Below are 14810 nucleotides of genomic sequence, written 5' to 3'. Positions count from 1 at the left end.
AGAACCGTGCGATCCGCATGCAATCAGCAATGGATGAGCGTCAGTCATTGGAGATGCGCTTTAACGTTGAAGCTGAGAGGCCGAAGCCAGCTGGCCGCGCGGAGCTGAAAATATACAGGCAGCGTAGCGCGGCCAGCTGGCGGAGGTCCGCTCGAGCGATGGGTTAGGCATCACTCGGCTGTTCAGGTGAGTAGCCGCATTTCGGGCACGACGTTTCGATTGGTGCGTGCGTATGACACTCCGCGTTCGCGGCCGCACGCGAGGACTCTGACTGCCAATCAGGGTGTTCGGCTTGCAAGTCTAGGACATAGTGACCCAGAATCTTGCGGCTTGGTTTGTCAACAACGACGCTCAAGTACGTGTTGCTCACTGGAACTGGGATGTTGAGGTGCTGAAACCTTCCGTCTCTCGATTCATAGATAAACATTACTCTCCAATCCCACTCCCCGGCATCGGGATAGTTCGTGTCCACAATTTCTGACGCGTACTCCCAAAGATCCACTATCTCCTCAGCCGAACTTGTTACGTCGAGCATAGGAGGGGAAAACGTGTTCTGGTATTCAGTGTGGGTGAGCTGAGGCATGGCTAGTTGTGATGCCTAACGTTGAAGCTGAGGGGCCGGAGCCAGCTGGCCGCGCGGAGCTAAAAATATGCAGGCAGCGTAGCGCGGCCAGCTGGTGTAGGTCCACTCGAGCGCCCGGTTAGACATGGTCACCTCGACCATTTCGGATCCGAACGGAGCGTAGCGGCCAAAACAGTACCGCGAACACCAGAAAGATCAGGGCATCACCAATAAGAAAAGTGAACGTAGGAAAGTACTCGTAGCTGTAGAAGATGCAAGGGACCGCACACACGACCGCCAAGACGAATACCAAACTGAAACTCAGCTGGAGTTCGGCTCCACAGGCGCCACAAGTGAAGTCAATGTGAGTACTCCGTCCCTCAAGTGCAGGAGTAGCAACCTTGGCGTGACAACTCGGACAAAGCTTCGCCATGTCTAACGTGAAAGTGAGCGGACGCCGAAGGCGGTCCGCTCGAATGACAGGTTGTGCAGAGCCACTTCGGAGGCACTGCGGTGGAATTGCCCAACAGCATACCGAAGCGGTACCCATGGGGCGAATGCCCGAGGCGCCAAGCGCCTTGTCCGCCTGCCCGCTGGCGGCGAAAGACGAAAAGGAAACCAAGCGGCCGAGCCCAAGCCGGCAAGATCATGGCAGCCGGAGGTTGAATTGGCTTGAACAGCGCCCGACTCGAACAAGCGCGATGCGGATTGCCCCACGAGATCGCGGCGAACGACGGACAGAAGGCGGATCTTCATGCGTTGCTTAGCTTGCTGCACAACGTTGAAGCTGAGGGGCCGCAGCCAGCTGGCCGCGCGCAGCTGAAAATGTACAGGCAGCGTAGCGCGGCCAGCTGGCGGAGGTCCCCTCGAGCGAAGTGTTAGGCGTCATTTCTTTACCGTGTCCCTCACATAGTCTCGCGTAGCGATTTCACCTTTGCGGCACTGATGTGCCAAGGCGATTTCAGTGCGAGATCGAGCGCGGCTCAGCGCTGTCTCAAGCTGAGATAGGTATGTCTCGATCCCCTGCGGTGGTGCTGCCGCCTCAAAGGTTTGTGTGCAAACCTCTTCGGCTGTGCTGCGATAGACGTGCATAAGGACTGGAATGACCGCAAACGGTCGCTTCGGTAGAGCTCCGTATAGCGCTAGCCCGATTTCCTCGGCTACGGCCCCGTCAGCATGTGGCTTGAGTAGCTTTGCTGCCTTCAGCCACGAGGTCTCGGCATCTTCAATGCCGAACAGAATGTCGCGATCCCAGGCCGCAGAGTGTTCGTAGGCTTTGATGAACGCAGCGGGACCATTTGAGCGAATTTGTGCGAGCGCTGCCCCGGCGCTGAGCCGCTTCTCAGAGACGGAGCTTTGGCCAGCGCCAGTAAGCGCGACCACAAGAGCGATGGCGAGGGCGGTGTTCAATGACGCCTAACGTAAAGGTCAGCGGACGCCGAAGGCGGTCCGCTGCAACGACCGGCTATGCAGAGCCACCTTCGGAGGCACTGCGGTGGAAGTGGCCGACAGGTTACCGAGGCTGAACCCACGCGGCAGTCGGCTGAGGCGACAGGCTGCTTCCGTACCATGCGGCAGGCGGCGAACCGAGAAAAGCAGACGGCCAGATTTGCTTGACCAGGCAGGATCGCGGAGGTCGAAAGCTGGGGCTGCTTGCGCCCAGCCTAAACCCGAGAAAGCGCCGGCCCGTTGCGCCGCGTGATCTCCGCGAACGCGCAACCAGAAACGGATCGTCGAGGTTCTCTTAGCCTGCTGCATAGCGTGAAGGTGAGCGGACGCCGAAGGCGGTCCGCTCGAACGACAGGTTGTGCAGAGCCAATTCGAAGGCACGGCGGTGGAAGTGGCCGAAAGCATAACGAAGCTGTACCCATGCGGCGAACGGCTGAGGCGGCAAGCGTCTTGTCCGCCTGCCCGCTGGCGGCAAAACAAGAATAGGAGAACAAGCGCCATTGCCCAACCCGGCAAGATCACGGCAGTCGGAGGTCGACCGAGCTTGAAGTACGCCCGACTCGAACAAGCGCGATGCGAACTGCCCCGCGAGATCGCGGCGAGCGACAGACCGAAAGCGGATCTTCATGCGTGGCCTAGCTTGCTGCACAACGTTGAAGCTGAGCTGGAGCCGCAGGCGATCGGCTCGAGCGACCAGTTATGCAGAGCCGCTTCGAAGGCACTGCAGTGGAAGTGGCCGACAGCATACCGAAGCTGTACCCATGTGGCGATCGGCTGAGGCGGCAAGCGCTTTGTTCTTCTGCGGGTCGGTGGCAGACCAAGAAGAGAGTACGAGCATCCGGGCCAAGACCGGCAAGATCACGGCGGACGGAAGCTGGTCCGGATCGACTACAGCCCGACTCCGAGAGGATCACGGCAGCTTGTTCCGCGTGGCCGAGGCGAACGCCCGACCTAGAACGGACCTTCAACCGTTGTTTAGCTTGCTGCATAACGTGTTGTATGGAGACAGGTGTGTCCGTTTATCACGGTCAGCTGTCTCCCTAATGCGGCACCCCCAACCTGCCTGTAGGGCGCACCAAGTCTGGGTTTGCGTTGCATATATGTGCATTTATACAGTACTATCAAATCCGGCAAAAGCGGCGCAGGCAGTTTGCCAGTCCTAACGGGCTAGATCTTCGTGGTTTGCCCGACGACGGACTGCGTGCCGTTGATTGGAGGCAGGCATGCTCAGTCCGTCAATCACTCTTGCAGGGGGAGTCCGGTCAGTTGCCCGCGGCCTTCTTCGCCCGCCCCCGTCTCAACTGCCTCCGCTGCAGTCGGTCAAGCTTCTCGACCAGGTCCGTGAGCGGATCCGCTACTTGCATTACAGCCGCCGCACCGAGGAGGCTTATGTGCACTGGTGTCGGGCCTTCATACGCTTCCATGGCATTCGCCACCCGGCAGAGATGGGAGGTCCGGAGGTCGAGGCTTATCTGAGTTGGCTCTCGAACGAACGGGAAGTGGCGGTTTCAACGCACCGCCAGGCCTTGTCGGCCCTGCTGTTTCTCTACGGCAAGGTGTTGGGCCTTTCTTTGCCGTGGATGACGGACATAGGGCGCCCTCTGGTGAAGCGACGCCTGCCGGTGGTCTTGAGCCAAGCCGAAGTGTTGGCCGTGCTGGATCATTTGGAGGGGACCCATCGCCTGCTGGCTCAGTTGCTCTATGGCACTGGCATGCGGATCACTGAGGCGCTGCAGCTTCGGGTGAAGGATCTGGACTTTGACCACGGGGCGGTCATCGTTCGTGAGGGCAAAGGCGGCAAGGATCGGGTGGTCATGTTGCCGCAGAGCTTGGCCCAGGGCTTGCGGCGGCAACTCAATGCGGCTCGTTCGATGTGGATGCAAGATCAAGAGGCCGGGCGGGGTGGCGTCTTCATGCCGGATGCGCTGGAGCGCAAGTATCCGAGGGCAGGTGCCTCATGGGTGTGGTTCTGGGTTTTTCCTCAGGCCGATCACTCCACTGATCCGCAGAGCGGCGTGGTCAGACGGCATCATCTGTACGACCAAACCTTCCAGCGTGCGTTCAAACGGGCGACTGCTGCCGCGGGCATCAGCAAGCCGGCGACGCCACACACCCTGCGTCATGCATTTGCGACCCACCTGCTGCAAGCGGGCTACGACATCCGCACCGTTCAGGAGCTGCTGGGCCATTCCGACGTCGCCACAACCATGATCTACACACATGTGCTCAAGATGGGCGGCGCAGGCGTGCGCAGTCCGATGGATTCATTGAGCCTTCAATCGGCAGGTCGACGGCCGCAGCCATGGCCAGCCGAATAGCTGCCCTTCGTCTACGCCTGCTCCTGGCCGCCTCCAGACGGTTAGCGCCTTTGCCAAGGCAGGCAGCGACCGCTTCGGTGCCGACATCCAGCCATGAACTTGGGCGTCGGCTTTGGGCACATTGCTGCCACTCAGTCTGGCCGCCTGAATGACCGGATCTGGTCGGCGGCCGAGGTTCTCGAATGCGCTTGAAAGCGGTCGTCCAGGCTGCGCCGACAGCGGCAAACCCGCCCAGCCGTCGGGACCGGCCGAGCGGTACCAAGCGGTTCTCAATCAGATTTCAGTCTGTTCAGATATCTCGAGGGCGTCGTCGACCTCGATGCCCAGGTATCGCACTGTGGACTCCAGCTTGGAATGCCCAAGCAACAGCTGGACGGCGCGCAGATTCTTCGTGCGTCGATAGATCAAGGTCGCCTTGGTCCGCCGCATCGAGTGCGTGCCGTAGTCAGCGGGATCCAGGCCGAGTTCCTGCACCCAGCCTTCGAGGATCCGCGCGTACTGTCGCGTGCCCAGGTGCGGAGAGTCATGGATGCGGCTGGGGAACAGGAAGTCGTCAGACTTCAACCCCGCCAACTTGATCCACTTGTACAGCGCGTCGCGAGTACCCGGTGTGATTTCAAATTGCACCGGGCGCTGGGTTTTGTGCTGCATCACCATGGCGCGGGATGCGACTTGGTCTCCGTGGCAAACGTCCCGGACCTTCAGGCTGACGAGGTCGCAACCTCGTAGCTTGCTGTCAATGCCCAGGTTGAAGAGAGCAAGTTCCCGGACTCGGTCTTCCATCTGAAGGCGTACACGGAGCGCCCAGATGTCCTTGAGCTTGAACGGTGCCTTCTGGCCGACGATCTTGCCCTTGTTCCATGGCTCGCGATGAGCCGCATTGGCTGCAGATCCCATGATGGTCTCCCATCGAGTTGAGGGCCTGACAAGATGCGCCGTCGCGCGAATGGCGTCCTTGTCTTGCATCAACTCAGGCCTGCAGCTGTTGCGGGCGCTGAAGGTCAGCTATGCGGTAGTGCCGCGAGATGCAGCTGTCGGCCACTAGCTGTCGGTCGTGAACGGCCGCTTCCGTACGCTGATCCACTGCGGCTTAGGACGCAGTAATTCCGGTCCACAACTTTGTGGATGCCCGCATCGAGGTGGCGCGTTAGCGTCTACGAGGGTTGGGCTCAAAGGGGTTGGAGTGGACGTGCTCTCGAGGTCGATTTCGTCGCTGTTCCTGGCATGCGCGCTAGCAGGCTGCACGGCGCTCGCCCCAGCGCCTCAGAAAACCACTTTGGAGCTGAAGACTCGATCGCTTGACAACGTCGTCGCAGCTGCCGAGAAGCTCCGTGAGAGCTACCTCAGCCGGGCGTACGCGCAAAAGCGAGAGGAACGCATCGCCGGCCTTGGACTGATCGGCCTCGGTTTGGTCGCTGGAGATCTGGCCATGCGGGGTGCCGGTCAAAGCGAGGTGTTGGGCCTCGGACTGGCCGGCGTCGGCCTTCACACGTCGAACAACTGGGCGAACCCGCGCGCCGAGGCTCTTGTCTACGTCGAAGGTGCGGGCGGAATCCAATGCGCCCTCACGGCCATGGCACCGTTGAACGCGGCTTATCGAAGAAGACAAGAACTGGCGACGCTCATTACCAAGGTCCAGTCGGATGCAAGCTCGCTAAGGGTACGGCTGTCTGCCTTCACCATAGACGAGCCGGCTGTCGTTGGCGCGAGGAACGCTGTGTCTCGTGCCGACGCATTGCTCCCTGCCGCTAAGGACGCACTCGCGCAACTCGACGGTGCGGGCGAAGACCTCTATGCCGCACTTGGGGACATTGAGGTCCAGGTTGCAAAGATGCAGTTCAGCGTCGGACCCGAGTTCGGATCGCTGATCACATCACTGATCTCGCAGAAGATCATCGTGCCATCTCCGCTGTTGCAGAAGCCTGGCAACGCAAAGACATCGAGCAGTGCTGAGAATGACCTGGGTCCCTTGACCAAGGAGATCGAGGGCCACCTCTCTCTGGTGGAGAGTATTCTTGCGCGGTTCAACGCCAAAGCCGCGGCCGCTGTACTGCAAAGCTGCAAGGTCAATCTCGCGGCCGCGGGTATCGCCATGAAGGTGGACCCGGCCAGCGTGGGCGTGCAAGCCGGGGAAACCGTGACGGCTCTGGCAAGTGGCGGTGTGCCGAGCTATAGCGCGGTGTGGCACGCGTTGGCAGCCCCAACGGATCTTGTGACGTACAAGGTTGAGCCCAACGGTGTGATCAGCATCACCGCCAAACCAGGAGCAAAGACTGGGACCTATACCCTGATGGTCGTTGATGGGGGCAAAGGGCGCGACTCATTGACCGTCAACGTAGGCGCGGTCCCCCAACCTGCAACGTCTACGGAGGCGACGCAGAAGCCCAAGGGTCCCGACACGCCGGCCGCACTCTGTCCCAATCCTTCACCGCTCGTAAAGGCAGTCCAAGAAGCGCTAGTCAAGGAAGGGATCAAGACAGTCAAGATCAAAGGCGTGGACCAAGCCGTCTTGATCGATGGTTGCCAGGGGCCTGTGACTAACGAGGCGATGAAGCAGTTCTACGTTCAGAAACAGGGCCTGGCGGAGGACGCGGTCGAGAAGGATCCTGCGCGTTTGCTCAAAGAGGCTGCAAGCGACCTGAAGGCAACCGAGACAGCAAGCGTGACTGGCACGCCTAAACCCGCCTGTCCTGCTCCGTCTGCCCTGGTGAAGGCAGTCCAGGATGCGCTCGCAAAAGAGGGCATCAAGACGGTCAAAGTCCAGGGGGCGGACCAGGCCGTCTTGGCCGATGGGTGCCAGGGCGACATCACCAATGAAGCCATCAAGGAGTTCTATCGCAAGAAGAACTCTGGGGTGACGGTCGAGGGCGATCCTGCAACTCTGCTCAAGAAGTTCGTCGACGATCTCAAAGTGACTGCGAAGGAGTGATCCTTGGTGAAGCGCAAGGCTTGGAAGCCAGAAACGCGGCTACTTGTACTGACCATGTTGACCGTAGGCCTAACTTTCGTCGTGCCGGTGGTCATCCTGATCGCCTTCAACAAGGCGCCTGCGGCAGGCGCTTTGGATTGGGCGAGACTCGCAGCGTGGGCGCTGTGCCTAGCAGGTTCGGGGGCAGTGTTCGCCCAGGTTGGTTTCGAGGTTCGAGGGCGCTTCGGTGGAGTGTTGGTCGACGAGAGGAACCGCTACTCCCTTTCGCGGCTGCAGATGGTGCTGTGGACGGGCATCGTGTTGAGCACCCTGTATGTGCTGTTCGTGGCGAATGCAGTGCGCGGCACGCCGTCGTTCGAAAGCGCCAAGATTGCACTCGATCCTCATCTAGTCGCACTGATGGGCTTCAGCATCGGCACTTACGTTTTGGCGCCGATGGCCCTCAATCGAAAGACTGATGTGCCCGCATCTGTGACGGCCGTGGAAACGGCGAACGAGAAGCTGAGTACCACGCAGAAGCTGTCGGCGCCGGTTTGGGCAGCGGGCAGTGTCCTGATGAAGGGGGCTCCGGCAGATGCCAGACTGGCCGACTTAATTCGTGGTGAAGACGTGGGCGATGCAGCGACCGTGGATCTGCCAAGGACTCAGATGCTGCTCATGACACTTGTCGTCGTGATCGGATTCACCGCGGCAATCGTCAAGCGCCTTGCTACCGGTCCCTTGCTTCTTGACAGCTTGCCGAACATCACTGAAACACTGTTGCTACTCATTCTGGTCAGCCACTCGGGTTACTTGGCCGGGAAGTTGATACCGACCACTGGTACGACTAGTGGGGCGACTGCTGAACAGACGTCGCGGGCTCTCGTGGCAAGTCAGCATGCCGGCTCGCTCGTTGCTGAAATCAAGGCCGAGCTGGCCCGCATGACTGCCAGCGATGCCAGACGGCCAGCGTTCGAGACTCATCTGGCGCAGGCGCAGACGATCGCAAGCGACGCGGCGCTGTTGCCGGTTCGGCTGACTGCCGCCGGCTTCAAGGCGGACGAGATATCCCAGGTCGAAGGAAGGCTCGAAACACTGCGGACAACATTCCGGATGCTGTCGCAGGGGCGTGTGCAATCTGCCGACCCTGTAAACGAAGAGACGGTCGCAAAGGTACAGCAGAAGCTTGGATCGCTTGGGCACTCGGTGGTTGTTTCGGGGATACCCGACGCCGCGACGGAGGCTGCCATTTCAAAGTGGCTCACCGATAACGGCATCAGTCGCAGCAGTCTGCATCCCCACCGGATGCGTTTCTACGAAGAGCTTGCCGATCTGATCTAGTCCTAGCGCCAAGAGGGAGGTATTCCGTGGCCCAGGTGATTCCGGTGCACAAGACGCGCTTTCCTAACGCATTTCAGTTTCTAGAGCGCGAACTGCCGCTCCTGCCCACCCAGAACCCGGGCGCGTGGGCGGCGTTCAAGAAGTTCTCGAATCTCCCCGAGGAGGACGCTCTTAGGGCAATCGCGATCAATGGGTCTCCGCCTGTTCTGTTCGCTTCGCCTCTGGGTGAGTCTACGTGGGGTTTGTTCGACCCCGATGCACCCGGACGAATCAGTGTTAGCAGTTCGGTACTGACGCGCTTCGAGGGGGCTCCATCCGGTACTGATGCTCAGAAGTTCTTGCTTGCGAAGGTGCTGCATGAGCTGTGCCATTGGGGGTGCTTTCGGCGCAACGTCACCGACGATGACGAGGCCGGGGAGAACTTTGAACGGGCCGCCTTCGGATTGGAGCTTCAACCCTGGTGGACCGCAGCGCCGCCTACTCCCGCAGTCGACGTGTTTACCGATGCAGTTGCGCGAGCCGCGGCATGCAAGGAGATGCTCTTCAAGGCTGGGCACGTTCCAGGAAGAGTGTCGGATCCCGCTAGGCTGGTCTTCGGCGGCGAGGACGTAACGGAACCGATGCCGCGGGGCTATCGAAACAACAATCCTGGGAACATTCGGACTTCGGCGATCGCTTGGCGTGGGCTGGCCGAGCCAAGCGATCAAACTTCATTCCAAAAGTCGGAAAACAGCTTCTGCGTGTTTCGCGAGCCCGAGTGGGGGATACGCGCCATGGCCGTGCTGCTGCGCACCTACAAACGCGAGCACAACCTGGTAACCCCTCGCGGGATCATCTCTAGGTATGCGCCTGCTGGAGACAACAACGATGTCGGCAGCTACAGCAGCGCGTTAGCGAAGGCGCTGGGTGTCAGCCTCGACGCTGTTGTAGACGCGGACGACGGCTCGACTGTCATCACGATGATCCAGGCGATGGCGCGACATGAAAACGGCATGAAGGCTCCGTACTCGGATGTCCAGCTCAAGGCCGCATTGCTTCTAATCTGACGAGCAGTTTGTTCCACGAGGAGACCTCACGAACGAATTGAGCCGCAGGCTCGTCTTGGCTCCATTGCCCGCCTTGTAGCACGACTGGCTTGAATCTCGCTCCAATGACCGCTCTCTAGCAGCCGTCTCCCGTCCGAGTACGACTGCTGAGGGTCGATAGCTGAGGTTGACCGCAAGCCCAAGCGGTCGTTGGTGGGCCCCGTGTTGGGACCGTCAGCGCTTATCCACAAAACTAAGGACGAGCAGAGGTTTTTGCCCGGAGCGGTCATTCGGGCTGGCACCTTTCGAAGGACCGCTTTCGGCCGGTGCTGCCGTTCAACGCCGCGATCCGAACTTCTGGAACCAGCCTGTTGCAGCCAATGCAAACAAATGCCGCACCTTCACATGGCGGAAGTTCAGCCTAGCTGACGCCAAAGCTTCTCTTCAAAGGTCAGCACCCGATCTCCTGGTCGGCATTGATCCCACAATGCAAAAAACGTCCGACGAACTTTCTTTTTATCCGACGGACTTTATTTGTTGGCCTTGAACTTGCAATAAATGCGGGGCGTTAATCCCTAGAGACAATCTTCCTGTTGCATTTTCCCATCTATTGTGGACTTTTCCATCCTATAGGAAGAGACTGCAAAGATGGAATGGACTGCCGATCCCAAGCTCTATCCAGCCTACCTCGCTAGAAAGATCAAGCGAGGGCGCGGCTGCGGCAGCGGCGTGAAGTACCTCTCCTGGTACACCACGGCGGAGATCAAGTCCCGCGGCACCTGCGACACCCCCAATAGCATCCGCAACGGAAGATCGTACGAACTGCTGTCGGATTTCGAGACCCTGTACTTCTTCATCCTCGAGCGCAAGCAGGGCGTTGAGGACGTGCGGGAACAGTTCCCGATCTTTGACATCACCGGCACCCAACGCATCTGCGCCGAACTCGGCATCGATCACAAGACGACGTCGCGCGGTCCGCAGAGGCCGGAGCCCTACACGATTGATTTTCTTGTGACAGAGGAAGACAGCGGCACGCGCCAGACACGGGCTGCCAGCATCAAGCCGCCCTATCAACAGCTGGACGCCGCGACCACTGCCAAGCTGAATGTTGAGCGACTCTGGTGCGAGCGCAACGGGATCCCCTGGCAACTCATTGACATGAAGGGCCTCCCGAATCACCTGACGACGCTTTCGGCGCTTCGCTATACGCGCAAGTGGTACTTGAATCGGTGGCAGCCCGACCTGGCGCTGAGGAGGCTGTTCAAGGAGCACTTCATGTTCACCTATGAACGGAACGTGACGCTCAAGCGTCTGCTCGAAAGGGCAGCAAAGCGCACGCGGCTCCCCTTCCCACAGGCGGAAGATGCATTCCGGCACGGCGCCTGGATTGGCGATATCCCGGTCTCCTTCAACCACGAAATCGCGTTGGACCTGCCGCTGGTCTTGGTGCAAGAATGAAATTTGAGCCGCTTCCACAGGCCCGGCGACAAGCGCCTCACGTTCTCGCTGTCGAGGCAGATCAGCCGGGCACGAAGAGATACCTCCGGCTGACCCATTGCTTCACCGGAGCCTGTTTCGGCCAGTGGGTGACTAACGCCGCAGGTGCGCGCGATGCTTCTCGCCCACTGAGGTTCAGCTGGGATGAGATCGCACAGATGGAGAACAATGGCGGCGTCTGGGGCCGTCTCTCGCTGCCCTACGAACTGGCCAAGCCGCTGGACGAGAACACGCCAGATGCTGCAGATGCTGGTTGGCGGATCATCGAACCGCTGGTGAACTTGCTCAAACGCGAGAGCAACCTTGCCCGAAACCGCTACTCCCATCTGGCGACCCAGCGCGCCCTCGAGCTCGGGATCGCCCTCAAAACCGTCAAGCGGCTGCTGAGCCGTTACTACTACTTCGGTCAGGAGCATGCGGGGCTGCGCATGTTGACGCCAGGCCGGCGCCCAATGGAATTGTCTGAGCGACGGGCTCTCGGCACTGCGGGCGCCGCGGATCAGCCTGTCGACCAGGAGGAGGACGCCGATACGGTGGCGCATGAACACAAGGTGGCGACACGCGAACGTCCCGGGCCAAGAGCCAGCGTTGAGGCGAAGTTCGGGAAGAACACCTTCATTGTGTCGCCGGAGGACATCCAGGACATGGTCGCGCGCTTGGCCTCAATGGCGACGAAGAAGCGCACCTTCGTCATTGATGCGTACAGCGAATACCTGAAAGTAGACTTCAAACGACGTCACCCTGCGCTGTTCAAGGAGGTTGCCGAGGGGCGGCATCCGATCCCAGTATCGAAGTGGCAATACCGCAGATACGTCAATGAGCACCTCGTGCTGACAAAGGACATCGCGAGAAATCTGCGAACACGATCTGCAAAAGCCACCGGGGAAGGCTCCTTGGATTCAGCAGGCCCAGGCGACATCTATGAAATTGATGCGACCGGCGGGCGCATCGTTCTTGTGACTTCAGGCGAATCACGACGGGTGGTCGCCACACCGACCATCTACGTCATCCTCGACCGGTGGAGTCGTTTCATCGTCTCCATCTATGTCTCCCTGAAGGCGCCGTCATGGGACGAAGCCCGATATGCGGTGCTCATCGCCTTCACCTCCCGGGAGAAACGATTCTCGACGCTCGGTGTGGACATCACCAACAAGCGCTGGCCCATCGGTCGGGTTTGCAGCGTGCTTCGTCGCGATCGCGGTTCGGAACTCACCAGCGAGTCGATGGACAAGGCCGTCTCCGGTGACATGCGCATCGATCCTTCCACCCTGCCCTCGATCACCCCGAATGGCAAGGCCATCATCGAACGCTTCATGCGCACCTTGAAGGGCTGGATGGCGCGGAATGTGAAGGGCAGCTATGCGGAGCGTCCGATGGACCTCCACGCCAAGAGGGCCGCGAAGCAAGCCAAGCAGATCACCGTGCATTCCCTGGCGGAGCTGTACCGGGCGCTGATCGACTTCGTCGAGAAGTACAACAACACGCCCCACTCGCATCTGAAGAAGCTCGGCGTCCTGAAGCAGGCCGGGATTGCCCCGACGCCGCAGGCGGCGTACGTCTGGGGCAGCGAAAACATCACCGGGGCGAGAGTATCAAGCTACTCGGATGGCGACATGCAGAAGCTGATGCTCGGCGTCGACCAGGCCTCGACTGGCGGAGGCGAGCTTCGCTACAAGTCGAGACGCTACGTACCGGCCAACCCTGCAGCGCGCGCCTTCCTGGCTTCGCGGCCTGCAGCCCGCAGAGCTTTGCAAGTTCGCGTCGACAAGACCTTTCCACATGAACTCTATGTCGAACGCCGCACGGAATGGCCACGATTCACCATGGTCTCGGCCGACAAGCGAGCCCTGGGATACCTCAGCCTCGATGAGTACGACGCGCTGACGCCGGTCGCCAACGCGGAGACCCGAGACCTGGAGCATGAACAGTTGCGCGCCGAGGTGACCGCAGCACCTGCCGCCCGTCGACCTACCGTCGAAGTGGACCGCAACGTTCCGTCGCAGCGTCAGCTCGCGGACGACCGTCAGGCTGAAACCACCGCGCTCAAGGCGAGGTTGACCGGCAAAGAGCATCCGCAAGCCAGGTCGTCGCCAACCGAGACAAAGCCGACTGCCAAATCAAGCATTCCGGAATGGAAGCGGCGGGAAGAAGAGAAGCGCGCGTCCGCTTTGGCTAAGTTGCAAAAATCTCGACGGGAGTAACAAGAATGCTACTGCGCAAGACGCACATTGTGGATGCCGAATACACGCCTTCAAAGGTTCCGGCCTATCGCGGCAATCCACTTATTGAAGCTTTGCCGCCGCTCAGCTCCTTTGCGCAGCTCACCAATGCGCTGGAGCACTTTCCGCCCAAACCAGATGCAGCAATGCGAAAGCAGGATGAATGGACCCGCTATCAGGCTGTGAGCAACTTGCGGGACATCATTGTTGCGACGCCGGAGTACAAGCGCGCCTCGATTCAACTCCATACCCTCCTGCGCAACACCTATATAGCCCGCAATGCGGCAGACAAAACTGAAGAGGTTCGTTGCATTGCAATCGCCAACAGAAAGCTCGGCGACGACTTGAAATTGCCATTCGACTGGAAGTCGACCGCATCCGGCCACATGTTCATTTCATCCACTGGCACGGGAAAGACAACCTTCATTGACGCATTCGTGCTTCGATTGGCACAGGTCATCCGCCACACGGAATACCAGGGCGAAGAGCTTGGTCGAGCCCAAGTCGTATATCTAAAGATATCAATCCCCCCGGACGGCACGCTGAAAGCTTTCTGCCTGAATTTCTTTCAAGCCGTTGATAAGCTGCTCAACACGAATTACCTCAAACAGGCCTATGCAGCCAGGACCGTGGCGAACATGACGCTCTTGATGGGAAAGGTTGCCACCAGCATTTCGCTCGGGCTGCTGATCGTCGATGAGTTTCAGAATCTAAAGATCGCCAAGACAGAGCAATGCGTAATCGTCTTCAATATGTTCGTCCAAATGATTGAAGACTACGGGATTTCTGTTGTGACCCTCTGCACACCCGCGATACAGAAGCTGCTCGCAGCCAAGCTTGCGATTACTCGAAAGCTGATGGGGAATACAACCTACTTCCCTCTGATGGCAGCAGGTAGTAACGAGTGGAAGCACTTTTCCGAAGCTGTCTGGCCGTTCTGCTATACCGAGCACAGATCCCCGTTGACACCGGAAGTCAGCGCTGCCTGGCACAGAGCATCTGGTGGGAATGCGGCATTCGCTATCAATGCCTACAAGCTTGCTCAGGAGTACGCGATAACAGAAGAATCGAGCGTTGACGAAGTGAGCTTCGAAATGGTCTTGAACACCAGCTTTGCGGCCCTGAAGCCTGCAATCGACGCCCTGGCTCGCGGCCGGCCGTCGGAGCTGGAGGCATTCGAAGATCTGATTTGTGACGCCGAAAGCAGAGCGCTGATTGCTGCATTCATGCCGCATGCGGTCTACGACATGCCCGCTACCGCGCCATTGAATTCGACGGACCAAGAAGCAGATCCGGGCAATTCCGCTCAGGAAGCCGACAAAGCCATACGCGACGCTGGCGAGTTTGACGAAATTTCAGAAACGGCAAAGCCCGCCAAGCCCAAGAAGGCCGCGAGCCCTCGCGCAACCAAGAAACAGAAGGCACCCGAATCCGTAACCTCGCCACTGCCAATGCGGCCGGTGGACGCGGACCTGGCATGAATGCCCCCCA

General features: G+C 59.6%; 9 protein-coding genes. 7 read left to right on the top strand and 2 right to left on the bottom strand.

All coding sequences use genetic code 11. The annotated features are described in order from the left end of the window. Nucleotides 1-1447 precede the first annotated feature (1447 nt). Nucleotides 1448-1972: a hypothetical protein gene (locus AC1Q6P_RS07345; RefSeq protein ID WP_492665602.1), complete on the bottom strand. Its 525-nt coding sequence runs from the start codon at nt 1970-1972 to the stop codon at nt 1448-1450. Nucleotides 1973-3369: 1397 nt separating this feature from the next. Between AC1Q6P_RS07345 and AC1Q6P_RS07340 the strand changes: the two genes are divergently transcribed. Further along, nucleotides 3370-4329 carry an integron integrase gene (locus AC1Q6P_RS07340; RefSeq protein WP_492665601.1) on the top strand — a complete coding sequence of 320 codons (960 nt, stop codon included), beginning with the start codon at nt 3370-3372 and terminating at the stop codon, nt 4327-4329. A gap of 273 nt (nt 4330-4602) precedes the next feature. Here the strand turns inward: AC1Q6P_RS07340 and AC1Q6P_RS07335 are convergent, their stop codons facing one another. Continuing rightward, on the bottom strand, nt 4603-5226 hold the full coding sequence (locus AC1Q6P_RS07335; protein WP_171828952.1) for a tyrosine-type recombinase/integrase: 624 nt from the start codon (nt 5224-5226) through the stop codon (nt 4603-4605). A 379-nt stretch (nt 5227-5605) separates the two neighbouring features. Between AC1Q6P_RS07335 and AC1Q6P_RS07330 the strand changes: the two genes are divergently transcribed. The 6 genes from AC1Q6P_RS07330 to AC1Q6P_RS07305 all read left to right on the top strand — a co-directional run bounded on the left by AC1Q6P_RS07330 (nt 5606) and on the right by AC1Q6P_RS07305 (nt 14800). After that, the gene (locus tag AC1Q6P_RS07330) at nt 5606-7258 is read left to right on the top strand and encodes a hypothetical protein (RefSeq protein WP_492665600.1); all 1653 of its coding nucleotides are present in this window, start codon (nt 5606-5608) and stop codon (nt 7256-7258) included. Nucleotides 7259-7261: 3 nt separating this feature from the next. Beyond that, nucleotides 7262-8578 carry a hypothetical protein gene (locus tag AC1Q6P_RS07325; protein ID WP_492665599.1) on the top strand — a complete coding sequence of 439 codons (1317 nt, stop codon included), beginning with the start codon at nt 7262-7264 and terminating at the stop codon, nt 8576-8578. Nucleotides 8579-8604: 26 nt separating this feature from the next. Continuing rightward, a complete protein-coding gene (locus AC1Q6P_RS07320) occupies nt 8605-9624 on the top strand; it encodes a hypothetical protein (protein ID WP_492665598.1) in 1020 nt (339 codons plus the stop codon). Between the two features lie 627 nt (nt 9625-10251). Then, entirely contained in the window at nt 10252-11061 is an 810-nt protein-coding gene (locus AC1Q6P_RS07315) for a TnsA endonuclease N-terminal domain-containing protein (RefSeq protein WP_492665597.1), read from the top strand. Next, complete coding sequence (locus AC1Q6P_RS07310) at nt 11058-13301, top strand: TnsB C-terminal domain-containing protein (protein WP_492703114.1); 2244 nt, start codon at nt 11058-11060, stop codon at nt 13299-13301. Before AC1Q6P_RS07315 ends, AC1Q6P_RS07310 begins: the two co-directional genes overlap by 4 nt. A 5-nt stretch (nt 13302-13306) precedes the next feature. Beyond that, complete coding sequence (locus AC1Q6P_RS07305; RefSeq protein WP_492665595.1) at nt 13307-14800, top strand: ATP-binding protein; 1494 nt, start codon at nt 13307-13309, stop codon at nt 14798-14800. The last annotated feature ends 10 nt before the right edge of the window (nt 14801-14810 follow it).

Source organism: Roseateles sp. GW835-FHT13E02 (assembly GCF_058794035.1).
The sequence above is the reverse complement of the archived record's forward strand: the minus strand, read 5'-3'. Positions and strand labels throughout refer to the sequence as shown.

Bases quoted from the DNA above. Each gene is read 5' to 3' on its own strand.
- AC1Q6P_RS07335 (WP_171828952.1), bottom strand. From the start codon at position 5,226: ATGGGATCTGCAGCCAATGCGGCTCATCGCGAGCCATGGAACAAGGGC.
- AC1Q6P_RS07305 (WP_492665595.1), top strand. From the start codon at position 13,307: ATGCTACTGCGCAAGACGCACATTGTGGATGCCGAATACACGCCTTCA.
- AC1Q6P_RS07315 (WP_492665597.1), top strand. From the start codon at position 10,252: ATGGAATGGACTGCCGATCCCAAGCTCTATCCAGCCTACCTCGCTAGA.
- AC1Q6P_RS07310 (WP_492703114.1), top strand. From the start codon at position 11,058: ATGAAATTTGAGCCGCTTCCACAGGCCCGGCGACAAGCGCCTCACGTT.